The sequence below is a fragment of the Sporomusa acidovorans genome (assembly GCF_900101845.1).
Classification (GTDB): domain Bacteria; phylum Bacillota; class Negativicutes; order Sporomusales; family Sporomusaceae; genus Sporomusa; species Sporomusa acidovorans.
This window is the reverse complement of sequence record NZ_FNAM01000048.1, coordinates 1-26,564: the sequence shown is the minus strand read 5'-3', so window position 1 is coordinate 26,564 and position 26,564 is coordinate 1. Positions and strand designations below refer to the sequence as shown.

The 26,564-nt window shown below is 49.9% G+C and carries 24 protein-coding genes and 1 riboswitch; of the genes, 16 read left to right on the top strand and 8 right to left on the bottom strand.

What is annotated here, in order from left to right; genetic code table 11:
- The first annotated feature begins 15 nt into the window (after positions 1-15).
- From BLR65_RS23595 to BLR65_RS23555, 9 genes are all read left to right on the top strand, one after another.
- A complete protein-coding gene (locus BLR65_RS23595) occupies positions 16-1,458 on the top strand; it encodes an HD-GYP domain-containing protein (RefSeq protein WP_093796609.1) in 1,443 nt (480 codons plus the stop codon).
- Between the two features lie 297 nt (positions 1,459-1,755).
- Positions 1,756-3,141, top strand: a complete 1,386-nt coding sequence (locus tag BLR65_RS23590; protein WP_093796608.1) for a cytochrome ubiquinol oxidase subunit I — start codon at positions 1,756-1,758, stop codon at positions 3,139-3,141.
- A complete protein-coding gene (cydB, locus tag BLR65_RS23585) occupies positions 3,132-4,136 on the top strand; it encodes a cytochrome d ubiquinol oxidase subunit II (protein ID WP_093796607.1) in 1,005 nt (334 codons plus the stop codon). Before BLR65_RS23590 ends, cydB begins: the two co-directional genes overlap by 10 nt.
- 27 nt (positions 4,137-4,163) lie before the next feature.
- Entirely contained in the window at positions 4,164-6,266 is a 2,103-nt protein-coding gene (locus BLR65_RS23580; protein ID WP_093796606.1) for a WD40 repeat domain-containing protein, read from the top strand.
- A gap of 17 nt (positions 6,267-6,283) precedes the next feature.
- Positions 6,284-7,576, top strand: a complete 1,293-nt coding sequence (locus BLR65_RS23575; protein WP_093796605.1) for an Hsp70 family protein — start codon at positions 6,284-6,286, stop codon at positions 7,574-7,576.
- A 13-nt stretch (positions 7,577-7,589) separates the two neighbouring features.
- On the top strand, positions 7,590-7,970 hold the full coding sequence (locus BLR65_RS23570; RefSeq protein WP_093796604.1) for a DUF1257 domain-containing protein: 381 nt from the start codon (positions 7,590-7,592) through the stop codon (positions 7,968-7,970).
- Positions 7,971-8,142: 172 nt separating this feature from the next.
- A complete protein-coding gene (locus tag BLR65_RS23565; RefSeq protein WP_218130663.1) occupies positions 8,143-9,525 on the top strand; it encodes an AAA family ATPase in 1,383 nt (460 codons plus the stop codon).
- A 19-nt stretch (positions 9,526-9,544) separates the two neighbouring features.
- Positions 9,545-9,745: a DUF2997 domain-containing protein gene (locus BLR65_RS23560; RefSeq protein ID WP_093796603.1), complete on the top strand. Its 201-nt coding sequence runs from the start codon at positions 9,545-9,547 to the stop codon at positions 9,743-9,745.
- Complete coding sequence (locus BLR65_RS23555; protein WP_093796602.1) at positions 9,742-10,326, top strand: 4Fe-4S single cluster domain-containing protein; 585 nt, start codon at positions 9,742-9,744, stop codon at positions 10,324-10,326. The genes BLR65_RS23560 and BLR65_RS23555 overlap by 4 nt, the downstream gene beginning before the upstream one ends.
- A 120-nt stretch (positions 10,327-10,446) precedes the next feature.
- On the opposite strand, the gene BLR65_RS23550 is transcribed toward BLR65_RS23555, so the two are convergent.
- From BLR65_RS23550 to BLR65_RS23520, 7 genes are all read right to left on the bottom strand, one after another.
- Complete coding sequence (locus BLR65_RS23550; RefSeq protein ID WP_245693009.1) at positions 10,447-12,462, bottom strand: sigma-54-dependent Fis family transcriptional regulator; 2,016 nt, start codon at positions 12,460-12,462, stop codon at positions 10,447-10,449.
- Positions 12,463-12,557: 95 nt separating this feature from the next.
- Positions 12,558-12,675, bottom strand: a riboswitch (molybdenum cofactor riboswitch).
- A gap of 271 nt (positions 12,676-12,946) precedes the next feature.
- Positions 12,947-13,291, bottom strand: coding sequence for a recombinase family protein (locus BLR65_RS23545; protein WP_093796601.1), 345 nt, complete (start codon positions 13,289-13,291; stop codon positions 12,947-12,949).
- Between the two features lie 71 nt (positions 13,292-13,362).
- Positions 13,363-15,024 (bottom strand): NADH-quinone oxidoreductase subunit NuoF, encoded by a 1,662-nt coding sequence (gene nuoF, locus BLR65_RS23540; RefSeq protein WP_093796600.1) that lies wholly within the window; start codon positions 15,022-15,024, stop codon positions 13,363-13,365.
- Positions 15,025-15,048: 24 nt separating this feature from the next.
- Positions 15,049-15,417 carry a (2Fe-2S) ferredoxin domain-containing protein gene (locus tag BLR65_RS23535; protein WP_245693008.1) on the bottom strand — a complete coding sequence of 123 codons (369 nt, stop codon included), beginning with the start codon at positions 15,415-15,417 and terminating at the stop codon, positions 15,049-15,051.
- 56 nt (positions 15,418-15,473) lie between these two features.
- Entirely contained in the window at positions 15,474-16,814 is a 1,341-nt protein-coding gene (locus BLR65_RS23530) for a [Fe-Fe] hydrogenase large subunit C-terminal domain-containing protein (RefSeq protein WP_093796617.1), read from the bottom strand.
- Between the two features lie 310 nt (positions 16,815-17,124).
- A complete protein-coding gene (locus BLR65_RS23525; RefSeq protein WP_093796599.1) occupies positions 17,125-18,282 on the bottom strand; it encodes an iron-containing alcohol dehydrogenase in 1,158 nt (385 codons plus the stop codon).
- A gap of 478 nt (positions 18,283-18,760) precedes the next feature.
- Positions 18,761-19,600 carry a DUF3825 domain-containing protein gene (locus tag BLR65_RS23520; RefSeq protein ID WP_211285177.1) on the bottom strand — a complete coding sequence of 280 codons (840 nt, stop codon included), beginning with the start codon at positions 19,598-19,600 and terminating at the stop codon, positions 18,761-18,763.
- 187 nt (positions 19,601-19,787) lie between these two features.
- Here BLR65_RS23520 and BLR65_RS23515 point away from each other — a divergent pair, with 187 nt between their 5' ends.
- The 6 genes from BLR65_RS23515 (at position 19,788) to BLR65_RS23490 (ending at position 25,647) form a co-directional block, all read left to right on the top strand.
- Positions 19,788-20,246 (top strand): DUF441 domain-containing protein, encoded by a 459-nt coding sequence (locus BLR65_RS23515; RefSeq protein ID WP_093796598.1) that lies wholly within the window; start codon positions 19,788-19,790, stop codon positions 20,244-20,246.
- Positions 20,247-20,395: 149 nt separating this feature from the next.
- Positions 20,396-20,932 carry a GNAT family N-acetyltransferase gene (locus BLR65_RS23510; RefSeq protein WP_093796597.1) on the top strand — a complete coding sequence of 179 codons (537 nt, stop codon included), beginning with the start codon at positions 20,396-20,398 and terminating at the stop codon, positions 20,930-20,932.
- Between the two features lie 89 nt (positions 20,933-21,021).
- Positions 21,022-21,219 (top strand): H-type small acid-soluble spore protein, encoded by a 198-nt coding sequence (locus BLR65_RS23505; RefSeq protein ID WP_093796596.1) that lies wholly within the window; start codon positions 21,022-21,024, stop codon positions 21,217-21,219.
- A gap of 200 nt (positions 21,220-21,419) precedes the next feature.
- On the top strand, positions 21,420-23,159 hold the full coding sequence (gene cydD, locus BLR65_RS23500; protein WP_093796595.1) for a thiol reductant ABC exporter subunit CydD: 1,740 nt from the start codon (positions 21,420-21,422) through the stop codon (positions 23,157-23,159).
- On the top strand, positions 23,152-24,882 hold the full coding sequence (cydC, locus tag BLR65_RS23495) for a thiol reductant ABC exporter subunit CydC (protein WP_093796594.1): 1,731 nt from the start codon (positions 23,152-23,154) through the stop codon (positions 24,880-24,882). The genes cydD and cydC overlap by 8 nt, the downstream gene beginning before the upstream one ends.
- Before the next feature lie 54 nt (positions 24,883-24,936).
- Positions 24,937-25,647 (top strand): DUF2225 domain-containing protein, encoded by a 711-nt coding sequence (locus BLR65_RS23490; protein WP_093796593.1) that lies wholly within the window; start codon positions 24,937-24,939, stop codon positions 25,645-25,647.
- Between the two features lie 50 nt (positions 25,648-25,697).
- Here the strand turns inward: BLR65_RS23490 and BLR65_RS23485 are convergent, their stop codons facing one another.
- Positions 25,698-26,201, bottom strand: a complete 504-nt coding sequence (locus BLR65_RS23485; protein ID WP_093796592.1) for a flavin reductase family protein — start codon at positions 26,199-26,201, stop codon at positions 25,698-25,700.
- Between the two features lie 124 nt (positions 26,202-26,325).
- Between BLR65_RS23485 and BLR65_RS29240 the strand changes: the two genes are divergently transcribed.
- A partial coding sequence (locus tag BLR65_RS29240; RefSeq protein WP_218130662.1) for a hypothetical protein occupies positions 26,326-26,564 on the top strand: 239 nt, incomplete at its 3' end.

Here is a 26,564-nt window from a genome sequence, read left to right as displayed (position 1 = left end):
AAAGGGGCAGTGGAGATGGGACGGATCAATTACCCGGAAGGCATACAACGTAATCGGTTTAGCCAGAATAGCTGGAATCCGCTGGCACATGCTTCACTCTATTCTAAACTGCTTATTAGCTTATTTCTTGTGTTTTCGGTCACAATTTTGGCCGTGACTTATCAACTGGAAAAAAATATTGAAGAACGGCATATTGAACTGCTTAAGGATGAATTGCGCTCGCTAGCCGCTATTGCCGCCGTTACTATCAACGGCGATATTGTCGATAGTTTGCGTGAGCCGGAGCAGCAAACAACAGGGACATATCGCACGCTGAAAGAATCTTTAACGCGGTTTATGGCAGCCAACCGCAATATTCAGGATATCTATATTATGCGTAAAGGGCCGACGGCAGATCAGTTGTTTTTTGTCGTGGATGCTGATCCGGAAGAACCGGCTCCTTTTGGTGAATTGTATGATGCGAAAACGGCACCGGATATGGTTGACGCTTTTCAGCAACCAGCGGTAGATCGTGAGTTTGTCACCGATAAATGGGGAGTAACCCTTTCCGGCTATGCGCCGGTTAAGAACTCTTATGGCGAAAGTGTTGCTATTGTCGGCATAGACTTTGATGCGAACAGCCTCCGGGCAGGAATTGGCCAGCGGCGAGAGCAGATGTTGCTTTATACAGTGCTGAGTATGGCTCTCATGCTGCTTATCAGTTTGGTTCTAGCCACAAGCATTGTTCGCCGGCTAAATCGGGTAAAGCGGGCTGTTGATATCATTTTGGAGAGTGACAGTCAGACAGAGCAAATTTACCGGGGGAAAGACGAAGTTAATTTGCTTGCTTCCCGGGTAAATAACCTGATAGAAAAAGTGGCTGTTGAAAAAGAACAAATACTTACTTCTATTATCATGGCATTGGTGAATACCTTAGAGGTAAGAGACCGGTATACCCACGGACATTCCGCGGAAGTTGCCGCAATAGCAACAGATATTATGAATAAATTAAGCCTGAGCGATACAGAAAAGTTTACAATAAATTTTGCCGCGCTGCTGCATGATATTGGCAAAATTGGTATTGCCGATACCATTCTTAATAAAACCGGCAAGCTTACCGAGGAGGAATTTGCCATTATCAAGCGGCATCCTGCTATTGGTGCGAAAATCCTGGAAGGTATTCCGTCTATGAACCAAATCAGTCAGATCATAAAACATCATCATGAGCGCTATGACGGGAAAGGGTACCCGGACAAACTGACAGGCCGTGATATTCTTCTCGGGGCCCGGATCATTGCCGTGGCCGACAGCTTCCAGGCAATGATTTCTGACAGAACTTACCGGCAAGGGATGTCGCAAGCTGAGGCTATGGAAGAATTGGCTCGCAATAAGGGAACACAGTTTGATACCGATATTGTAGAGGTATTTTTGGACATATGTAAGACAAAGCAGTATAAGACGGATAATATACGTGCTTAAACAATTCAAATTACGTGAACGATTTGCAGATAACAAGCAAGAAATACGCGGCATGCGTGTTTCTTGCTTGTTGTGCTATGTATGGCCGAAACGGACTAAGTTACTCAGATAGGCAATAAAACAATTTATTACGAATTATTTTTTATTAATATATTTTTTTAATGAATAACCATTGACAAAAAATGGGTAGCAGCGGTAAAATAAATTTAACATCTAGATGGTTTGCTTTGCCAGCTTTGGCCGGGCTGAGTTTGGCATTCTTGACTGCCAAGCAAAATAATTTGGGGAGGTAGAAGTATGGAAGCGTTAATTTTATCCCGTTGGCAATTCGGGATAACGACAGTCTATCATTTTTTGTTTGTGCCGTTAACGTTAGGCTTGTCGCTTCTTGTAGCCATTCTGGAAACTATCTATGTCTGCACTGGTAATGAAATGTATAAGAATCAGACTAAGTTCTGGGGAAAGCTATTTTTGATAAATTTTGCTATGGGTGTGGTCACAGGTATTGTCCAGGAGTTCCACTTCGGTATGAACTGGTCGGAATATTCCCGGTTTATGGGAGATATTTTCGGCGCGCCGCTGGCCATGGAAGCCCTTACAGCTTTTTACCTTGAATCGACTTTTCTGGGACTTTGGATTTTTGGCTGGGATCGTATACCAAAAGGGCTACATGCTGCCACGATGTGGATTGCGGCTTTAGCGACTAATTTATCGGCTTTTTGGATCTTAACGGCCAACTCTTTTATGCAATCGCCTGTAGGCTATATGATTAATAATGGCCGGGCAGAAATGACTGATTTTGTTGCACTCATCACAAATCCTTATGTGCTTTACCAATTTCCGCACACCGTGCTATCAGGTCTGGTGACAGCCGGCTTTTTCCTTTTGGCGATTAGCGCGTATCATCTTCTGCGCCGGACTCATGTTGATTTTTTCCGGACGTCATTTAAACTGGGAATTGTCTGGACAGCGGTGAGCATGCTGTTGCTGCTGGGCAGCGGCCATGCCCAGACACAGTTTATCGCTAAAGCCCAGCCGATGAAACTGGCGGCTGCGGAAGCGTTATGGGAGACGGCAAGTCCCGCGCCTTTTGCTGTAGCAGCCGTTATTGATGAAGAGAACCGGACCAATCCGGTGGAACTAAAAATACCGGCGGTGTTGTCCATGTTGGTGGATAATAACCCCGCTACCGCAGTTAAGGGTATAAATGATATTGAAAAAGAGTATGTTGCCAAATACGGACCAGGTAATTATATCCCTGCCGTGACACCGGTATTTTGGAGTTTCCGGATTATGGTGGCTGCCGGCAGCGTGATGCTGCTTGTTGTGATGGCAGCAGGATTTCTGTGGTGGCGTGGCCAACTGGAAGCCAGGCCCTGCGTGCTGAAGGCCGTATTATGGAGCCTGCCGCTGCCCTATATCGCCAATTCAACCGGCTGGTTTGTCGCCGAGGGTGGCCGGCAGCCGTGGATTGTATTTGGCTTGCAGCGGGTGGACCAAGCGGTATCGCCCAACGTGAGCGCAGCAAGCGTTTGGATTTCTCTGATTGGTTTTACGCTGGTATATGCGCTATTGGCGGCAGCAGCTGTTTATCTGGTACAAAAATTTGTCCGGCAAGGGCCTGCGGCTAGCCAGGATCAACCGAGTAAACCGGCAGTGAAGGGGGCGGCATTATGGAACTAAATGTCGTATGGTTTATTTTGCTGACAGTTCTCTTTATCGGCTTTTTCTTCTTGGAGGGTTTTGACTATGGTGTGGGAATTTTGCTTCCCTTCCTGGGGAAAAATGACACCGAGCGGCGGGTAATAATCAATACGATCGGCCCAGTTTGGGATGGCAACGAGGTATGGATGATTACGGCCGGCGGGGCCATGTTTGCCGCTTTTCCGCATGTATATGCCACCTTGTTCAGTGGTTTTTACCTGGCCTTGTTTCTAATGCTGATGGCGCTTATTGTCCGGGGAGTTGCCTTTGAATTCAGAAGTAAAGACCAAAACCCCGCATGGCGCAGCACCTGGGACTGGCTGATTTTTATCGGCAGTGCGATTCCGGCCGTGCTCTGGGGTGTAGCGGTGACCAATTTAATTCAGGGCGTGCCGATTGATGCCAATATGCAATATGTCGGCACATTCTTCGATTTACTCAGTCCTTATACATTGGTCGGCGGTGTCGCATTTTTTCTGGTATTTGCTTTTCACGGGGCCCTGTATCTCACGCTTAAAACGGAGGGAGATATGGTCAAGCGGGCACGTAAGGCAGCTTTGCAGCTAGGGGTAGGGACAGCCGTGTTCTGTTTGGCGCTGGTTGGTCTGACCTATACGAATACGGATTTATTCGCCAGTGCCGGAGCGGGGAGTGCGCTTTTAGGAGCCGTTGTCCTGTTTGTCGGCGCTTATGGCGGCGCTTACTGCAAGCGGCACGGATTTAGTTTTATTTTGAGCAGCCTGACGATTGCGTTTACGACAATTGCTTTCTTCTGGGGGCTATTCCCCCGGCTTATGGTGTCAAATCTCAACCCGGCCTGGAGTTTGACAATTACCAATGCAGCCTCTACGCCGTATACTTTGTCGATCATGACGGTTGCGGCCCTGCTGCTGGTACCGGTGGTGCTGGTGTATCAGGGCTGGGTTTATTGGATATTCCGTAAACGGGTTAACGACAAGAACCTGGAATATTAGTGTTTGACGCAAACAGGTGGTGAAAACATGGAGCTTGGCGATGAGGATAAGGAATTTTTGCGGCAGTTGGCCTGGCTTTATCCGGCTGACTTTATGGTGGAAATTCGGCAGATGGCAGAGGCTTTGGTGCAAGAGCAACTAGCTGCCGGTGGACGTCAGAATATCCGTGAAATTGTGGCAACGATCATGGCCAGGCTTCAGCGTGAGGCCGAGGGCGAGACGGACGCTCAGGACGAGGCTGATACCGCAGCTAAGCAGGCGGCCGAAGAAGCTGTAAGGGAGAAGGTACTAAGTGCTTTACGAAACGGAGAAATCCATCTGCCGGCAGGCATGGGGCCGGAGGTTATTAGACCGCTTGTTGACGCGCTTGCTGGCAGCGAACCCGGGATAGCCGGCCAGGCATGGCAGGCACTTAGCCGTCTGACCGACAGCGGAGCCATTGACAGACTATGCCAGCTGTGGGCGGATACCCGGCAACCGGAACTGGAAAGCCTTTTGCTTGCGGCCGGCTATCTGGCTTCACGGCCGCTTAGACTAAGGCTGTTAACCGTACTTAAGAGCGGGGCGGACCGAAGTATGCTGCGGGAAGGGCCGGACCTGATTCCCGAACTTTTGCTGGCGGTGGATGACGCCGACAGAACAATCGCCGGGCGTGCCCGGCGATTGCTTCTCACGTTAACGAACCGGCAGGCAATCGATGCCGTGTGTGAAGACGTACTTGCCCACAGAGAGGAGCGTCTCAAAAACTGGGCGGTAATTGCCCGCTATACACCGGCGGCAGATACCAGGGCCGCGCTGTATTATTGTATTACCGGCCAATGGAATAGGTATTATGCTTTGGACTGGCAGGAGACAAGACCCTTGCTGGCCAAAGCTTACCGTGAAGCTACAGCGACTGAGCGCCAACAGTTTTTGGCGGCTGCCCGCCAAGGCGGGCACAGTCTGTTATTGGCTGGCCTACTGCTCGAAGGGGGTTGTCGGGCCGATTATGAGGAAATTACGGATGAAGATTGGTCTAGTATGCTGGATGTGCTTACAGGGCAGGAACGGTGGCCGGAGCTATTCCGGCTTGCTTTGCGTGCACCGGTAAACTGGGCGGCCGAGTTTGTCCTGGCCCTGGAAAACACGCCTTGGCGCCCCAAACCGTGGGAATGTGCCGACAGAGAGCGGATCTTATCCGGTTGCCCGGCGTCAGGCAAAAATTTATTTGTACCTGACGGGCGGCCGTTGATCGATTTGGAAGCGCCGGCGGTTCCGGTTCTGTTGGAATGTGCCGCTTTTCACCCTAACGGACGGCTGGTAGCCGGCGGCGGCAGCGACGGGCGGCTGTGGCTATGGCAGATAGCCGGCGGCAAATTATGGCGGACGGTGAATTTGCATGACGCGGGAATTACCGCTGTCGCGTTTACCCCTGATGGCCGTTATTTGGTAACTGCCGGCCGGGATGCCAAGGTTCAGTTTTGGCAGTTTCCTGACATTAAATGGGTTAGCAGCATTAAGGGACAACCGGGATTGGTCCGGGCACTGGCGGCGGACCAGTGCGGTCAGGTCCTTGCGCTGGCGTGCGCCGGGGGAGTAGCACCGGCAAAGGCGTGGGCTTGGGATGGCGCCAATATGAACATGCAGGGCCATTATCCGGGCAGTTTATTTTGTGCGGCGGCGGTATCTTTGGAACAACGAGTCGTAGTCGGCGGGGGCCGGGATGGCCGGGTCCGGACCTATTCCCTGACTGGCGGCAAGCTGGGCAATAAACTTTGGACGGCTCATTCCGGACCGGTACAGAGGCTTTTTTCCAGCCAGGCCGGACAGGTGATTGTCAGTTGGGGAGAAGACAGTATAATCAAAGTATGGCGGGCGGATAGGGGCCAATTGTTATGGAGCCTTAAGGATGGTCGCAGGTTACTCGCGGTTGACCAAAACGGAACTTTGGCGCTGTTGCAATCGCCGCCAGGGCTGCTTACCGTCAGGCAAATGCGTTTCAGCAAGCCGCTGGCGGCGGCTACCCATGAAGATTGGCGCCATGCGGCAGCTATCATGGCAGCCAGGGAAATCGAATCGGAAACCAGGCAGGCCGCTACTTTTCTTCATAGCCTGCTTACGCTGAAATTCCGCTATGATATCATGTTGTAGCAATTGGGGTGATCATTATGGCCGGTCAGCTGGCTGTCGATTTTGGTAATGCCTATACGGTACTGGCTTACTGGCGCCGGGCATCCCGCCAGGCTGAGACGCTGTACCTGCCCGGAGTGACACGGCCCATACCGGCAACGGGCGCGGGGCAACGTAAGCGCGTGTTTGCCGCTCCCTCCCTGATTGCCTATGGCGAGGCGGCCGGCGAGTGTTTGATTGGACAGGAGGCCGTTGAAAGCAATTTGGCGGAAAGGGTGTTTCATGATTTGCAATATGATGTTCTTACCGGCAAACGGGTATATAATTTAGTAGGCGGTCGCCCGCTGTGCGGCCACGATATGGCCAGGGATTATTTAGCTCTTTTATTGCGCCGGGCCGGCCACGCGCTGGGATTAGGCAGCGAAACGGCTCTAACCTTTACCATGCCGCTGGCGGCTTGTAAATCGGCGGCAATCTGGCAGCGCTGCCGGCAGTGGTTGGAAGGTACTGTCAGGCAGGCAGGTTTTAGCCGGCTGGAATTTATCGAAGAACCGTGGGCCGCCGCCTGGGGCGCCGGCATGCAGATAAAGCCGGGAGAGTATTATCTCGTTCTCAGCTTAAACGATGCATTTATTGAGACCGCCATGATTCAGGCCGTTAATCAGGCTGGCGGCGGCAGCAAGCGCCATATCCGGGTGATCAGTTATGCCTCGGACTGGCTGCTGGCAGACGGGGACGATCCAGCTTTACAGCAGGCGGTGTTGGCTATTATCCGGCAGGGCTTAAGGGAGGCCGCATCACTGGGGGTTACGGCAGAATATCTTACAGGTGTAGTTGCAACCGGCAGCCGGATTAGTGCCAAGCTGCCGGCAATGGTGCAGCAGCTATTCCCGGCAATTGCTCTCCACGGCCAGCGCCCCTGGACGGCAGCCGCTTGCGGGGCTGTGCTCTTAACCGCGGGGCTTGCTGGCTGTGGTTATCTGCGGGACCGTTATACTTTGCGCTACCTGGCCGGAAATAGCTATCAGTATCGTGAACTGGTGGCGCAGGGGACGTTTTATCCCAGCGAGGGTCCGGTGGCTGAATGTGTTATTAGGGCCAGCTATGACGGTCAACGGGAGTTCGCGTTATGGCTTTACCGCAACGAGGATCAATGCGTGAACGAGAATAACCCGTTGATTCTGGTAACTGCGCTGCCGGCAGTGGCCGGCCAGGAAGTCATTCATGTAAAAGCCAGTCTTGACGGCGCCGGACAACTGGTTGTAACGGCTGTGGAACTGGCGAGTGGCAATGCTGTCGCGAACCGAATCATAGCCGCCAAACTAATATAGCGGGGGGATAAAGATGTCGCATTTTACTCAGGTAACAACCAAAATTACCAACAGGGAGATGCTGCTTACCTGTTTGCAAGAATTAGGCTACAGCGTGGAGGAAAAAACTACGATTAAGGGGTATCGCGGACAGGAAACCTCTGTGGATATTGCCGTACGTATGAAACAAGGCTACGATATTGGGTTTGTGTCAGGGGCCGACGGTATGTATAGCTTTGTTGCCGATTGGTTTGGGGTGCAGGGGACGGATGAACAGCAATTTACCCAAAAAGTGCAGCAGCAATACGCCTTAACCACCATCAGGAATAAAATTGGCCAGCAGGGTTTTAATATCGTAGAGCAGCAACAGGAGGCCAACGGGCAAATCAGACTGGTGGTACGCCGGTGGGTATAGGGGGAAGACATATGGAAAACTTTACCGAACAATTTGACACCTACATCCGAGCAAGGGTTACGCTCTCGTAATTGTAACGCCGGAAGAAGAACGAGCTATCGAACAGATAAAAACCGTATGTGAACAGAAAAACCGCACCTGCCTGTCCTGGGATGTCGCCGACGCCTTTGTGGTGCTTGCCGGCAAACCAACACTGGATCTCAAATGCCGTGATCCGCTGGTTGCCCTGGACCTAATGGAAAAGACAGGTATGGAAAATACGGGAACCATTTTTATTTGCAAAGATTTCCATGATTTTTGGACCAGCCCGCCGGTAAAACGCAAGCTAAGAAGTGTTGCCCAGCGGCTGACACAGACCAGAACCTCCATTGTTATTACCACGCCTACCAGGCAGATTCCGGACGAACTACAGGATGAGGCGGTGGTGATTTATCTTAGCCGCCCGACTGGCGAAGAGCTGGATACTGTGCTCGACGGTCTCCTAAAGGGCGCCAATGTAAAAATGAATCTAACCGAAACCGGCCGGGAAAAGGTGGTTCAGGCTGCTATGGGGATGACTGCCGGTCAGGCCCGCCGGGTATTTTCCAAAGCGATTGTAACCTGCGGTTGTTTGGATGATCGCAGTATTTCCATGATTACGGAAGAAAAGGCTCAGTTGGTGCGGCAGAGTGAAGCGCTTGAGTTCTTAAACGCCACCGAAACTTCGGAAAGTGTTGGCGGTCTGGGAGTTTTAAAAGACTGGCTGCGCCTGAGAGAACAGGCTTTTACCAAAGATGCCCGCGACTATGGACTGCCTGCGCCCAAAGGAATTGCTATGGTCGGCATTCCCGGCACAGGCAAGAGCTTAACGGCGAAAATGATCAGCAGTTTGTGGCAATTGCCGCTTTTGCGGCTTGACGTCGGCGCTCTGTTCGGGTCGTATGTTGGCGAATCGGAAGACCGTTGCCGGCGGGCGCTGCATATTGCCGAGACAATCGCTCCTTGTATTTTGTGGGTGGATGAGATTGAAAAGGCCTTTGCCTTTGGCGCCGGTGACGGCGGTACCAGCCAGCGGGTTTTTGCGACCTTGCTGACCTGGATGCAGGACAAAAAAGCACCCTGCTTTGTTGTAGCCACAGCTAACAATATTGCCGCACTGCCGCCGGAACTGATGCGCAAGGGACGTTTTGACGAAATTTTTTTCCTGGATTTGCCGCATATGGCGGAGCGGCGCGAAATTTTTATCACCCATCTGAAACGGCGGAATCGCAACCCGCGTGATTTTGACCTTAAGCGTTTGGTAAAGGAAGCGGACGGCTACGTCGGGGCTGAAATTGAACAGGCCATTATTGATGCCATGTATCTGGCCTTTAGTGATCATATGCGGGAGATAACGACTGACGATATTGTCCTGTCCTTAAAACGACAGGTGCCGCTGTCGGTTTCCCAACGGGAAAATATCCAGTATCTCAGGCAGTGGCTGCAGGAGGGCCGTGCCCAGTCTGCCTCCTATCCGGGTGAGATTGCCGGTGAAACAGGCTCCGGTCAGGTACTCCTCGAAATTGATGACCACTAGGATGAAAGGGCGATGAAGCATGGATAAAGAGGAATTGGAGATTATCATTGATACAAAGGGGCAGGTGAGCATCAAGGTGGCCGGGGCCAAAGGCGGCAAATGCCTGGATATTACCAAACCCATTGAAGAGGCGTTAGGGGAAGTCAAAGTCCGGGAGATGTCCCCCGAGTACTACGAACAGCCGGCTGATGCCGCCAAAGTACGGGATAATCAGCGATGAACCCGCAGGAAAAAACAAAAGGCGGCCTGATTAATCTGGCCGCCTTTTTGCCTGCATCGCGCAGCAACGGACCCGGCTTGCGTGCCGTTGTCTGGGTTCAGGGGTGCGAGCGCCGCTGTCCAGGCTGCTTTAACCCGGATATGCAGGAATTTAGAAAAAAAGAGCTAGTTCCGGCAGCAGAGCTGGTAAAACGTATCTGCGCGCTTCCCGGCATTGAAGGAGTCACCTTTTCCGGCGGCGAGCCGTTTGCGCAGGCCGGGGCGTTGGCAAGGCTGGCTGAGCGGCTTGCCGTCCAGGGGTTAACTATCGTAATTTTCACAGGCTATACTTTTGCCGAACTTACGGCACAGCCTAACCCAGCCTGGCAACAGCTGCTGGCTGCTGCCGATTTATTGGTTGCCGGACCCTATCGCGAGGATTTGCCTTCGCAGGACTATCTTTTGGGTTCGGCTAATCAGCAATTGGTTTTCCTCACCGACAAGCTGAAGCATCATCCGGATTTCGCGGAAAATAAGGGACAAACCATGGAGGTTATTGTCGACGCGGCCGGCAATGTAATCACTACAGGGCTTGTAAAATGAGTCAAAAATTTCACGCTTGCTATGACCGGCTAGTTCCTACTAACAACTTGCCGTTTTATCTCGGGCGGATGATGTACTTTACTTATAAAGATGTACGTGGGTATTGATAATGGGGCCAAACTAATTATCGATAGCATATTGCCGCATCTTCCGGTATAACGTATTACGTGAAAGGCCCATCGACCTTGCAGTCAGACTAACATTACCGCCATAACCGGTCAAACGGGCGATAATTTCCCAGCGCTCGTTTTCTTCCAACCTACGCCTCCGTTCTTCCCGGTTGCTAAAACATTGAGGTTGTACTTGCGGTGAAAAGCTCTCCCCACCTAGGGTGCATGGTCGATAATTACGGATTTCATCGGGCAGATGAGCCAAGGTGACAATATTGCCCTCTGCCAGATTAATAATTCTTTCGATTACGTTTTGTAATTCCCGTACATTGCCTGGCCAACCATAGCTTGCGATCCGGTTCAACACTTCCGGTTCAATAGTAAAATTACGACCGTTGCACGTATCCATCTTTTCCAGGAAATGATGAAATAAGAGGGGAATGTCATCCCTGCGCTCTCTGAGCGGAGGAATCGTAATGGAAATAACATTCAAACGGTAGTATAAATCTTTACGAAAAGTTCCTTTTTTTACTTCCGTCAACAGGCATTTATTCGTCGCGCAAATAACCCGTACGTTGACAGGAATCTCCTTATCGCCGCCAACCCGAAATATCTTTCGTTCCTGCAACGCCCGCAGCAGGGCCACTTGGTGTTCCATAGGCATATCACCGATTTCATCCAGCAGTAATGTTCCCCCGGCAGCCAATTCGAATTTTCCCGGTTTGCCGCCACGCCGTGCCCCGGTAAAAGCGCCTTCTTCGTAGCCAAACAACTCGCTGCCAATTAATTCCCGCGGTATTGCCCCGCAGTTTACCGCGACGAACGGCCCTGACCGGCGATCACTTCGATTATGTATCGCCTGGGCGAATATTTCCTTACCGGTTCCGCTTTCGCCTTGCAGCAACACGTTTGATGATGTCGCTGCCGCAAGGGATGCCACGCGAATGGCTTCGAGCATGCCTTTACTATTGCCAATAATGTTACTAAACTGGAGCGTGCCATAATGTCCGCTGAAACGGTTAACCAGACTCTGAATCTTGGCGATCGTCCTCAATATGATAACGCCGCCGGTAACCACCCCATATTCATCTGTCAATGGTTCTCCAGATGCAAAACAATGGATCAGTCCCTGACCGGCATCTGCCATAAGTTCGACATCGGTATAGGGTTTATGATTTTGCAGCATTTTTTTGTTTAGCGCCTTTTTCCAGCCAAAAACTTTATCAACTGGCTGCCCCACAACATCGGGCTCAAATTTCCCCAATATTTTTTGCGCAATAGGGTTGAATTCAATAATACCGCCATCCTTATCAATTACAACAACACCATCGGACATCGTATTAAAAATATTTGTCAGCCGGTTATTTACCAATTTCAGTTCCCGGTTTTTCTTTTGAATGCCGATCTGGGCCATAATAGCCTCTGCCGCGGCCACAACCATTCCCAGAGTATGCAGATGGGCGGCGTGCGAAACGCCCGATACGTTGAGAATGCCCAGTACGTCTCCTTTGGCGTCAAGAATCGGAGCGGCAGAACAGGTAAGACAATGGTGCTTGTGACAATAGTGTTCGGCGCCTGAAACCTGAATGGGTCTTTTAATTTCCAGGGCAGTGCCAACCGCATTGGTTCCTGCCTCATACTCACTCCAGCAAGCCCCTTTGAAAAAGTTCACGGTAATGGGGTTGGTCAATGTGTCCCGATCGCCAAACAGTTCCATAATATACCCGCGGGCATCGGCGAGTACTACCACAAACCCAGACCCTTCTACCACTTTATACAGATTGACCATAAAAGGCTGCGCAATATCAATAAGCTCCCGGCTTTGTTTAAGAACTAAGCTAAGTGTGTCCGGATCAAGCTTTCGGTGTTTCTTACTGTTGTAAGGATCAACTTTGGCTTTGTAACACCTTTCCCAGGATTCAACAATTGGCTGACGTACTCTAAGGTTTATTCTACTTCCGGTTTTAATGAATTTATGCCAATCCGGGATCATTCTGCCAACAATCTCCTCAGCAACCACCGACACAATCGCCCACCTCCAGTTTAATATCATTCCGATATTAACGCGTCTTCAGTCCTAAAAAAAGAAAACGGAATGCCCAAGAAATCAGCATCCGTCTCACCTAATGGATACTGACTCCTTTCCGCAAGGGGAGGGTCAGCGGTTTTCCGCTAAACCCTTCAGGCCTATTTGTCGTAGTCTCCTTTAGACCAAATAAGCTCGGAGTCTAACCGTTAGATATTCCGCCAACAATACGGTTCGAAAAACATTCATATAACCATAAATATTCTTGCTCAGATTGCCTTATCCTGCGTATTGTTTTTTATAATTTATAAAATTTTACATATTTTCTAAATTATTATTAAATTAGCATAAATAGGTAAATGTGTGGCGGCAGCCAACATCACGGAACTTATTAAGAATGTCCAGGCAGTCCGCATTGCTAAACTCTAAAAAAGCCAGCTCATTAGGGACTGGCTCTTTAAGTCAATAGATACCCCGTTTCATGCTATTTAAATTGGGTAGCAGCAAATATTACTGCGAGAAGTCTGCCAGTCGGACTAGTTGTGTCAAACTCTTCCTTGATACTCACCAGGCCCACTTCTTTTGCTTTAAACCGCTCAATAATATTGCGAAAATCTATGGTATCTTGTGCCAATCGGCTTATCGATTCAATATAGACGGTATCGCCCGGGCCTGCAGAATCAAGCATCGCCATCCGTTGCGGACGGGCTGCGCCTTTACCATATATTCTGTCTTTGAATATCCGTTCCACATGATAGCGCCGCAATGCCTGCAACTGACCATAGGGGTTCTGTTCATACTTTGATATGCTCACATAACCAATATTCATAGCCGCCACCTTCTCCCTGCACCGTTATTTGCCACAGCTATAGAGTGTGAAAGTTGCCTTAAGAATATTCGTCACAAACCACAGCCTTTGCAGAGTTCGGTAATAGTGAAATTGGTCAGCGCAGTGCATGCCCCTGCCGGGCAGCGTTTGTCATAAATATGCGCTTCGTATTCAGAGCGGAAATAACGCAGCGTGCTTAAAACCGGATTGGGAGCCGTCTGGCCCAGACCGCAAAGTGCAGTGCTCTTGATGTTCCTGGCCATATCCTCCAGGAGAGCGATATCGCCATCGTTGCCGTTTCCTTCGGTAATACGTGTAAGAATTTCCAGCATGCGCTTGGTGCCTTCACGGCAGGGGGTGCATTTTCCACAGGATTCGGCCTGGGTAAATGCGAGGAAGAATTTCGCCAAGTCTACCATACAAGTGGTTTCGTCCATTACTACCAGACCGCCGGAACCCATCATGGCACCGGCCTGGATGAGGGAATCGTAATCAATAGGAAGATCCAGCAGTTGCTCCGGCAAACAACCGCCGGAAGGTCCACCGATCTGGACAGCTTTGAACTTTTTACCGCCCGGGATGCCGCCGCCAATGTCAAAGATAATTTCCCGCATGCTGATGCCCATTGGAACTTCGGCCAGGCCGGTGTGATTGATCCGGCCGGTAAGGGCAAATACCTTGGTGCCTTTGCTCTTGTCCGTGCCGATACCGGCGTACCAGGCCGCTCCTTTAGTAATAATCTGCGGTACATTAGCATACGTCTCTACGTTGTTAATGTTAGTAGGTTTACCCCATAGTCCGGAGACGGCCGGAAACGGGGGGCGGGGACGAGGCATGCCGCGCTTACCTTCGATGGACGCTAATAGAGCGGTTTCTTCGCCGCAAACGAAAGCGCCGGCGCCTTCCTTAATTTTTAGGTGAAAATTAAAATTTGAGCCAAAAATGTTAGCGCCAAGAAATCCTATGTCTGAGGCTTGCTTGATCGCGATCTTCAGTCGCTTGATAGCCAGCGGATACTCAGCCCGTACGTAAACATAGCCTTCGTCAGCACCAATAGCATAACCACAGATAGCCATACCTTCAATGACCCGGTGCGGGTCACCCTCCAGCACGCTGCGATCCATGAACGCCCCCGGATCTCCTTCATCGGCATTACACACTACATATTTCTTGGCACCGGCTGCTTTATGGGTAAATCCCCATTTCATGCCGGTGGGAAAACCGCCGCCCCCGCGGCCGCGCAGACCGGATTTTTTTATTTCGGCAATAACAGCTGCAGGAGACATACCGGTAAGTACCTTAACCAATGCCTCGTAACCGCCGTTGGCGACGTATTCTTCGATGACTTCCGGATTGATGTAGCCACAATTGGCCAGCACCATGCGCATTTGTTTTTTATAAAAACTGAGATCACTGTAGCTGGGAATACTCTCATGCGTCCCGGGCTCTTTATACAACAAACGCTGAACAATTCGTCCCTTGTACAGGTGGCTGTCCACCAATTCAGGCACGTCTTCTGCCTGAACCCCCGCATAAAATGTGCCTTCAGGATAAACTATTATCAGCGGCCCGGCTTCACAAAGACCGTGGCAGCCGGTTTCTACAATTTTTATCTCGTTATCAAGGCCTTTCTGGGCTAGTTCCTTTTGCAGTGCGGCTGCCACCTTCTTCGCACCTGCTGCAGTACAGCCGGTACCGGTGCAAATTAGTACGTGCGCTCTGATATATTGCATAGTTTCGCCTCCGCTCTTTGCATCTCAGTCCGTGATTTTTGCGACAGCCAACTCTTTAACAATGCGGCCGTTAACTACATGCTCGCCAATAATTTTGGGCACATCGGTCACCAGTACCTTACCATAGGTAATGCGTGGTTCACCGGGACGCACGACATCAACAAGCACTTCCTGTTCACACATGCCGATACAGCCAGTCTGACGCACCGTCACGTCTTGTAGTCTCCGCCTTGCCAACTCATCTAAAACAGCAATCATCACTTCCCTCGCCCCCGCTGCAATTCCACAGGTACCCATTCCAACAATAATCTGAGTACTTGCGGCGTAACGCAAGTGGGTTTCGGAGTTGAACTGGTCACGCATGTACTTTAAATCTTCCATTGTTTTCACCATTTACACCTCCGTAAAACTGGCTGAATTCTATGTAAACTAATTTTTTACTCATAGCGTCACTGTTCTTCGTAACCGTCGTCATCCTCTTTTTCCAGCGACGGAGGCAATTTCCCGGCGAGATCAACCATTGCTTGGGCAAGAGCGTAAACCCCCTCCCGCAGCTTGAATATACAGTCGGTCTCGCTGGCAATACCCTGGACAATATCCTCTGCCAATGCCCGGCAATTAGGCGATCCGCAAGAACCGCAGTCAAGCCCGGGCAACTTTTTCAAAGTTTCTTCTATTAATTGGACTTTTTGCAAGGCTGTCTCCATGTCCTCATCAAGGCGCATAACTAGCCTCGGTTCGGTTGGCCGCCGCGAGTTGACGCTTCGGCCAGGATAAACAGGCAGCGGAGTTACCCCCTGGGTGGCGTCTTCATTCCTGATTGCTTTCAACCTTTGTTGCAGGCGATGTTTGGCTACGAATTGATTTTCCACGGTGAGCGGTCCCCCGATACAGCCGCCGGAACAGGCTAGGGCTTCAATATAATCAACCTTGTTCAGTTTCCCCAGCGTGACTTGATCAAGAACTACACTCACATCGTGTATTTCATCGACAATTAAGGCATTTTCCGCATTTACTGCAGAAGCTTCACCGCCGGCTGCCGCCCAACCAATATCTTCCGCGGCAGCCTTGCGAAAATTGGTATCACAGGGGCTGGTTAGGCCTGTCTTGAGAAGATCGCCGTAAATCCGGGATATGGCGATTGCTCCGGTAATGCTGGAGTTTTTTGCATCAAACCGCTGTTTGGCAGCCGTCATTTTCGCCGGACAGGGAGTAATGAACCACACGCCAATTTCTTCCCGTGCTAAATTGAGCCTTTGGCTGCAGCTATCCCGGACTACCATGGCTGCCACTTCCGCCGGGGCATCCATAGGAATCAGGTGGTCGATCAGCTCGGGAAATTTTACCTGGACAAGGCGTACTACCGCCGGGCAGGCTGAGGAAATGACTGGCCGTTTGATATCCTTGCGCTTGATGTATTCCCGGATAGCTGCCGCAACAATCCCGGCTCCCTGAGCGACTTCAAATACTTCATTGAAACCAAGACGTAACAGACCGCGTAAAATGGCACTTACCGGAATGTTGAGCGCAAACTGGGCATATAGTGACGGCGCCGGTAATGCCACATTATATGTAAAGCTCTTTAGATCGTCCAAACTGTCGGTAAAGGCTGTTTTTGCATGGTTTGCACACCACCGAATACATTCGCCACAGTCGATGCAACGGGATTCCGTAATCTTCGCCTTACCTTTCCGGATACGGATCGCTTCGGTAGGACACCGTTTAATACAACTAACACAGCCTTTACAGCGATCAATTATTAACTTAACCGAATGAAAATAATCTGACACAAAATTCACCACGCAATCCACAATGGCAAGTTACCCTGCCTATTTGACGATCCAGCACCATAATCTTTCATCAAAAGCATCCAGCCATTCATTACAGCCGGAAAACCACCGCATATAATCAGGGGTTAGTTCCTCCTATGTTGCAGATGCAGAGAAACCAACCCCATTTAACAGAAAAACCGAATACCATCGCCTGGTTTTTTTTTTACTATAATTTAAATATTGTAATTATTAAAAAAATATAATTTTATATTATTATAAATTTGTAATGATCAATAAATTTTAATTATTTTACAATTATTTAATTTGTTTATATAGCTGCTTTATAGATGCCTTCAATTTCTGCCTGGGTCGCTTGTTTTGGATTTGTAAGGCAGCAAGCATCTTTAAGCGCATTGGTGGCCAGTGTCGGGATGTCCTTTTCATTGAACCCCTTCAATTCTCTCAGGCCGCCGGGAATGCCAATATCGGCGGAAAGTTTCCGGATAGCGGAAAGTGCCGCTGCGGCAGCTTTGGCAGGAGTAAGGCCGGTAACCTCTTCGCCCATTGCCTTGGCAATAGCCACAAATCTCTCCGGAACAACTTTGGCGTTATAGTCCTGAACCGCGGGTAACAGGATAGCATTGCAAACACCATGGGGCAAATCATAGAACCCGCCAAGTTGATGGGCCATGGCGTGTACGTATCCCAGGCTGGCATTGTTGAAAGCAATACCGGCAAGATACTCAGCATAGGTCATCATTTCTCTGGCTTCGATATCATTACCGTCAGTAACAGCTCTTCGGAGGTAACCGGCAATCAGTTCGATGGCCTTTATCGCCGCACAATCAGTAACCGGGGTAGCAATAGTGGATACATACGCTTCTACTGCATGCGTCAAAGCATCCATACCAGTTGCGGCGGTAAGGGAAGGCGGCATAGCAACCATCAAATCGGCGTCATCAACAGCGATAATAGCCGTTGTGTGCCAGTCGACAATTACCATTTTAACGTGTCTGATTTCATCTGTAATAACGCCAAAGCGGGTCATTTGACTGGCAGTACCGGACGTAGTATTTACTGCAATCAAAGGCAATTGCGGTTTAGCCGACTTGTTGACGCCTTCATAATCTTCGATTTTTCCACCGTTGGCAGCAACTAGAGCAATGCCTTTAGCACAGTCGTGGGGTGAACCGCCACCGAAAGATATGACAAAATCACAGTGATTTTCTTTGAGCATATCCAGGCCGGTATTGACATTACTAACCGTTGGGTTTGGCTGAACACCGTCAAAAATGACATAATCCACAGCAATCTTATCCAGTACATCAGTGAGCTTACTAATCAGATTGATTTTGACGAGAACGGCATCACTGACGATCAGAGCTTTCTTGAAGCCCATAGGCTTAATATAATCGGCAATGTCTTCCAAACAGCCAACACCCATAACGGTTACCGGAGGCATAAAATACCCATACGATTTTTTCATCACAATAAAATCCTCCTTTTTTAAATTGATTTAACTGATGGGATCTTAGGCAAACAGACGAATTCACCTCCTCTTGCCGGAATTTTCAGTCTTTATCCTAGCAGGTTATCCCTGCCTGCCAAGACTTTGTTTTCCTAGGGGCAGCCTTGTTGACTAGATGCAAATTTGTAAGCAATACTGTAATTCCATATTATGGTATTAGCATTATTCATGCCAAGGCCATATTCCACTAAAATAATTAACTGTATTTCCCATCAGCTGCTTTTTTTATAAACAGATAAAAGATAAAGAAAATGCGGCTTGCTTCGAGCCTTTGACGAAAACAAACCGCTATTGCCCTTATTCAGTCGAAAGCTATACTTTCCGACCGGACCCAAAAAAAGTGTCACATTGGTGTAATAAATATGTATCGCTATTATTACACCAATGTGACACTTTCGTTTTATCATTTCGAAACAGCCGGCTATTACCCTTAAATTCAGGGAGTAAGCCAATTGCGGCCGGGGTTAGCGATCAGGCGAGCATTCATATAAGCTATATCCATCGTTATAATCGTTCGAGCCTTGTATACGCCTGATTGCTTATCTTTGTCAACCACCAGAACCAAGTCTGCAGCGTTATCACTACTTACTAAATTTAAGGGTAATAGTAATTGTATTTTTCCTTCATGCCAGTGGGGAACTGCCAGCCTGTAATTTCGAATAATCCTAGCCTTTAAGGATTCTATCGCTCCTTTCAAAACCCGTAAGGCCATCGTTTTATTATTTTGCAGTTCAACCGGGAACCGGGCAATGTTATCATCCAGAATATGATTGTAGTTGACTTCCAAATCCAGCCTTATATCAAAGATTAGATCGCTTGGCTCCGATATGTAGGTTGGAATATCAGGCAGCGGCCGGATACAGCCTGTAATTCCGGAATAGGAATCCGCAAAACCATAAAAAGTCCAATCAGGAGCATTATACTGCCCTGCATGGAGATTTTTATAAAATGTTGCGTAAATGTCCTTTTCCCTAGAGGTTTGCAGTCCAGTATTAAAGCAAGCCCTTCTGTCGTCTGTGGAATATGCGATTAGCCCAAGCTCCTGCACCCGGATAAACGTGTAGTTTAAATAGTTTAGCAATATCGGATATCTGGAATTGTGTGTTTGTACGAATTCTGGGTTTCGAAATCCCCATTCTTCCGGTTTGGCAATGCTTACTAAACTTTCAAACGGTGTTTCCCATGTTTCGCCTTTTGCCTGTACATAACGAAAAGCTGCGAATACTTTTCTCGAATCTTGGGCTTTATATCGCTTAAACAAGCTTTCGTACAGCACTGGTCCTCTCTCCTTGAAATGTAATTAGCCGTTTATGTTATAATTGGATAACACAACTTTAAGTCCTGCTCTTAATTAGGCATTTTCATGCAGTTTACTACGTTGTATATCTTGTCAAGGCTTGGTACAATAATTTGAGAGCGGCAAGGAAATAAAGCGGATTTGTTTCTGCGTTCGGAGGGGTCATATGAATTGGGATAACTTACCTTTACTACTCATTTTGGTCTTATCGGTGATCGGCAACAACAATTCGGTATCTATTGCCGTGATAATTTTATTGTTAATAAAATTATTAGGCTTTGAAGCCTGGTTTCCGTTTTTGGAAAGCCATGGCCTCAATATTGGCATTACGATTTTAACCATCGGCATTTTAACGCCTGTCGCGCAAGGCGGTATTTCTGTAAAAGAAATGGCCACCGCCTTTAAAAGTTCTATCGGCGTAATTTCTCTGGCTGTCGGTATTTTTGTATCCTGGGCAGCTGGACAGGGCGTATCCTTTATGAGAGATACACCGGAAACCGTTGCTGCCATAATTGTCGGCACCATTGCCGGCGTTTGCTTTTTAAAGGGGCTGGCTGTCGGGCCGCTTATAGCTGGTGGTCTTGTTTCATTAATCATAAGTCTGCTGGGAAAAATTCATATTTAATGGCAGACAATCAAAATAACAGGGTTTAAGTCCACATAGCTGCCAGAGTTTACTTTTTTATGATAATATTAGATAATGAGGAATATTATAAATGTAAAAATCAATAAAAATGCAATAGGGAAGGCGTTGGTTGTGTGGAGTGCGGTTGTTTGCTTCAAGGGAAAAAAGTTTGTCTTCGGACAGTACGCGAGTCTGACCTTGATTTAATCTATAGACTAATGACCGATGTGTCGCAAAAAGGAGAATATTGGTTAATCGATATCCCGGCTGAACCGGCATTCCGGCGGGGGTTTATTGAAAGGGGCTTTTGGCATGATAATTTTGGCCGTCTGTTGATTGTTGACCGGCAAGCAGGCAGGGTTGTTGGCGAAATTATCTATTTCCGCAATGCGGATTACCGGGCCGGCTATGAGATAGGGTATCAAATCTTCCGGCGTGAGGACCGGGGAAAAGGTTATATGTCGGAGGCGTTAACATTATTCTCAGCATTTTTATTTGAGTCTAAACCAATTCCCCGCCTGCAATTGACTTTGGTCGTCGGTAACGAATCCAGTCGCAAGGTGGCCGAAAAATGCGGCTACCACTATGAGGGAACCTTGCGTAAGGCCGCTTTTTTGGCGGGAAAGTACGTTGATCTGGAATTATTCGGCCTGTTGCGGGAGGAATGCCCGCCGCTCCGCTTATAACAGGCTCTCCTGCCGGTTGGCTGTTTGGCGGCAGGGAATAATAGCCGGCCGTCAGGTGAAATACTACTCGTAAAAAAGGAGTGGTTTTCATGGATGCAAAACGTGCCGAGCAAATCATGAGGTCGCCGGCTATCATTGGCGTCAAATACCGGAATAACTATGTCTGGATTGAAGATGTGGATAAAGGCCGAAATACGGCCCATGTGACCTACCTGGAAGAGCGCAATACGTTGCATGTTGACATCGACCAGCTTGAGGAAACCGGACCGGTGGAGACATTGCACTAAAGATGCTTTGTCGTAAGGCCGGGTGTCGGTCAGGTTGTAGGAAAAATGCGTTGGTAAAGTAAGCTGCGGGCAGGAATATCACTGGGATTCGTCGTATGTTAGTCCATAGGTTAAGTAGAAAGCTAAGCCGCCATATTGCTGGCGGTTTAGCTTTTTACTCATGATCGCTTTTTATCATATAGCAGGCAGGTGAAGCAAGCTTGATTGATAAACAATTGGCATCTGAGGCCGGGAAACAGCGCGGATTGCTGGCGCTGGTTGCCTGTTTGGGAATAGGCGGCGGAGTGTTGGCTGTGGTTCAGGCCTATTATCTGACGCAGGCCATTGATCAATTATTTTTAGGCAAACAAGAGTTAGCCGCCGTAGCACCCGTTTTAGGGCTGCTTGCCGGGCTGGCACTGCTGCGGGCTGGTGTTATGTATGGTGAAGAAATATGGGCCTTCCGGCTGGCAGCAGAAATAAAGGCAACTGTCAGACAGCGGCTGACTGTCCATGTTTTGGGGCTGGGGCCGGTGACAATGGCGCAGCAGCCCGCCGGTGAAGTCATCAATATTTTGCATGAGGGAATCGAAAACCTGGACGCGTATTTTTCCAAATATCTGCCGCAACTGCTGAAGGCCGCTGTTATTCCAGTGCTGGTTTTACTGGCGGTGGGGCCACTTGATCATACCTCGGCGGTCATTATGCTGATAACTGCGCCGCTTATTCCCGTGTTTATGATTTTGATCGGCAAACTGGCCGAAAAAAGGAATGCGCGGCAATGGGAGACCCTTAACCGGCTCAGTGCCCATTTTCTTGATGTGCTGGCAGGTTTGACGACATTAAAGCTGTTTGGGCGGAGCCGGGAGCAAATTGCGGTCATAATCCGCGTAAGCAACGAGTTCCGTGATGCGACAATGGCGGTGCTCAGGGTCGCTTTTTTATCGGCGCTGACCCTGGAGCTTATTGCTACCATCAGTACCGCCCTGGTAGCGGTGACGGTGGGGCTGCGGCTGTTAGCCGGCAGCGTTACCTTTACGCAGGCATTGTTTGTATTGTTATTAGCGCCGGAATATTATCAGCCGCTGCGCCTGCTGGGCAGTCAGTTTCATGCCGGGATGGCCGGAAAAACGGCAGCTGCCGATATTTTCCGGTTATTGGCACTCAACGGCCCGTCAACCGACAAGGGATCGGCGCCGGTGGGACCGCAACAACGAGTTGCGGTGGAGTTTCGGGAAGTTTATGCCGAGTATGAACATGGCAGGCGTCCCGCTCTGGCGGGAATTTCTTTTACGCTGGCGGCAGGCCGGCACTTGGCGGTGGTGGGGCCGAGCGGGGCCGGCAAAAGTACGCTGGCTGCCCTGCTGCTGAAATTTTTGGCACAGTCAACGGGAGAAATTTTAGTGAATGGGCAGGTGCTTAGTACGCTGCACACCGGCAGCTGGCTGCGGCAGGTGGCCTTTGTACCGCAGCGGCCACACTTGTTTCAAGGGTCGGTGGCAGATAATATCAAACTGGCGCGCCCAGATGCCGCTTTTGACGAAGTGGTGGCAGCAGCCAAGGCTGCCGGGGCACATGAGTTCATTATGCGCTTGGCGAAAGGATACTATACAGAGATCGGCGAAGGCGGTCAGGCCGTCAGCGGCGGTGAACGGCAGCGCCTGGCGATTGCCCGGGCTTTTCTGCAGAATGCGCCGCTGGTTATTTTAGACGAGGCGGCACGGGGGCTTGACGTCAACTCGCAGGCAGCCCTTGACGCGGCCCTGACGGCATTACTCAAAGGCCGGACAGCCGTTATTATTGCCCATCGTTTAACCACCGTACGGCAGGCTGATAAGATCATGGTGCTGACGGCAGGACAAATTGCGGAGTTTGGGACACCGGCCGAGCTGCTGGCCCGGGACGGGGAATACAGCCGCCTGGTGTCCGCTTCTCAAGCCGGGGGGGCGGAGCATGCTTAACCTATTGGCAGGCAAAAGAGCAACGATTGTGATGGGGGCTGCAGCGTGTGTGCTGGGCAGTTTGACTGTCTATGCCAATGTTGGTTTGCTGGCCGCATCAGCCTGGCTCATCTCAGCGGCGGCCTTACACCCGCCGGTGGCGGAACTGTCACTAGCTATCGTGGGGGTGCGCTTTTTTGGACTGGCGCGGGCTATTTGCCGTTATGGCGAACGGTATGTAAGTCATGAGGCTACATTTCGCTTATTGGCTGACATCAGGGCCTGGCTTTATGGCCGGCTTGAACCGCTGGCACCCGGCGGTTTGACCGGCATGACCAAAGGCGATGTGTTTAGCTGTTTGGTGGCCGACGTTGAGACATTAAAATATTTTTATCTGCGGGCTGTATTTCCGGTAGTCACCGCTTTACTGGTTATGGCGGCGACAATGCTGTTGGTAGCTTGGTTAGCCCCCTGGCTGGCCTGGCCTTTGTTCGGGTTAATGCTCCTGACCGGATGTGTTTTGCCGGTTGCGATTCATGGACTGGGTAGTAAGGCCGGTCAGCCGCTGGTTGCTGCCAGGGCCTGCTTAAACAGAGTATTGGCCGATAGCATTGACGGTCTTACCGAGTTAACGACGTTTGGACAAGCTAAAACACAAGCGGAAAAGGTGGCGATGGCAGCCGTACGTTTCCGGTGCGCCCAGCAGCAGGCCAACCGGGTGACGGCTCTGGCTGATGCGTTAGGCATGCTGGGCATGCAGCTCACTGTCCTGTTAATGATTACCCTGGCTGCACCACGGGTGGCTGCCGGGCAGCTTGACGGTGTTTATCTGGCAGTTGTGGCCCTGGCTGTTCAGGCCGGTTTTGAAGCTATATTGCCGCTGCCGGCAGTCTGCTATTATTTGCAGGAAAGTGCGGCGGCAATGGCCCGTCTGAAAAGCATAAGCGGTAAAAAGGCGGCGGTGCCTGGTTCCAGGAATGGAGTTATTCCTGACGGATTGGTGACCCTGTCGGCAGACCAATTATCTTTTTTTTATAACCCTGATCAGCCGCCGACGCTGTCAAACATATCGTTTAATCTGACGCCGGGCAAACGTCTGGCAGTAGTCGGCGCAAGCGGCGCAGGCAAAAGTACATTGGCGGGAACTATCTTGCGATTCTGGGATTATCAGCAGGGACGGCTGCTGCTTAACGGCGGCGATATTCGCCATTATGCGCCGGAGGAGGTTCGCCGGGTCGTGAGTGTGGTAAGCCAGGATACCTATCTGTTTAATGCCACCATCAAAGATAACATTCTTTTAGCCAGACCGGCAGCCGGCGCGGCAGAGCTTGCGGCTGCTATTGAGGCCGCGATGCTGGGGGAATTCATTGCCCGGCTGCCGCAGGGGCTTAACACCAGAACCGGACAGAACGGCTTAGCCTTGTCAGGCGGGGAACGGCAGCGTATTGCCCTGGCCCGGGTAATCCTGAAAGCAGCCCCCATCTGGCTGTTGGACGAACCGACGGCCGGCCTGGACGCGGCAGCTGAGCAGCAGATTATGGAGCGCATGCTGCAGGCGGCCGGCCACCGTTCCGTATTCCTGATCACCCACAGACTGACAGGTTTACAGGTAATGGATGAAATTATTGTGCTGGATAAAGGCAAAATCGCCGAGCAGGGAACCTGGGGGCAACTGATGCGGTCCCGGGGGTTGTTTTATCAGATGTGGACATTGCAGCAAGACTTGTTAAATAACATTTACTAAATATTTCTTGAGACCTAAGTAGTGTTGTGGTAAGGTATAAAGGGAGGCGATGATATGGCAGACCCCATATATTCGGTAGAAAAAGAGTGTCCTGTATGTCAGAAAAAATTCACGGTGACTCGCACCCGTGGCCGGCAGACTCTGGTCAAACAGGACAGCGATTTTTGTTCGCACTTTCAGGAGTTAAACCCGTACTATTATACTGTCTGGGTATGTTCTCACTGCGGTTATGCGGCTGCTGACACTTATTTTGAGAACTTATCAGTATCCGCTCAAGATAAAATTGCCAAGTTTTTAGCAGATAGAACCGTACATGTAAACTATAGTGGTACCCGTACCCGTGAGCAGGCGATCGGCGCCTATAAGCTGGCCATTTTCTTCGCCGAGTTAATCGCGGCGCCGAACAGCAGACTGGCAGAATTATATCTGAAACTAGCCTGGATCTACCGCGAAGGCGAAGATCAGGAAGATGAAAAGGCTACCCTTGCTCTTGCCTGTGAACATTATGAACAGGCCTTGCTGCGGGAACGGCTGCCGATTGGCAATTTAAGCGAGGCTGCCGTCAGTTATTTGATTGGTGAACTGTCGCGGCGTATTGGGCAAACCGAAAAGGCGCTTTTATATTTGGGGAAGGTTGTTGAGAGTCCGGCAGCCAAGCTGGAACCAAGAGTAATCAATCTGGCGCGGGAGGCCTGGCGGGAGGCGCGGGCGGCCCGGGATGAGGAAAAAGCCAATAAAGCGGCGCCGGCAAAAGCCGAAGCATAGCATAATCCAAAACAGCGCCAGCGGTTATAACCGCTGGCGCTATTTTGGGTTTACTCAGTTTTATAAGCGGCGACGATTTCGCCAAAGTACAGAGTGTGGTAATCACCATCGGCATAGCAGGCATTTTGCGTGGCTGGATCAAGGTTTTCCGCCTTCATGGTTTCTTTGTAAAGCACCTTGCATTCCAAATGCAGGCCCGGAATAGCAATAACCGGGGTGGCAAGGGCTTGCCCCGCTGACAGGGTAAGCTTGGCGGCGGCAATTTTATCCATGTCGCGGCCTGATTTAGTGCCGCACAGGGACAACGCCTCCTTCATGTCTGTCAGCGGCAGGGTTACCGTAAACTCATTGCTTTGGTCGACCAACCCTTTCGTATAGCGTGATTGGCGAACTAAAACGGTAAACACCGGTTTGCGCCAGACAATGCCGACACTGCCCCAGCCAATGGTCATGGTATTGGTTTTGTCCCCGGAGGCCGTTGTCATAAAGGCATTCTTGGGCATCAGTCTGGCGGCCTCGGCGGAATATTGTTCATAAGTAAGCTGGTTTTTCATGGGATTTCCCTCCTTTATGCTGTAAGTACTCTCTCGGAAACCCGAGATATTATATGGATCAAGGCATTTAGCCTTGGTCTTTTTGCAGTTTTCCTCCAAAATAGACGTGTCGAAAATTTGGGACTTGACTTTTTTGAAACGCCCCCATAATCGCGATGAAGACATCTTTTTGTCTACCTTCGCTGATGGTGGTGATTTTTTTGTTGAAAACGACCCGTTCTCATCGACAATTTCAGGACTTTCTAAAAGAGCAGTTGCAAATCCACTACTTAAAACGCGGTTTTTTAGAGCCGGTTTTGCTCCAGCAAAAAGCCCTAGCCAGTGTCTGGTGCAGCGATTTATCCAAAATCACGGAATTTGTCG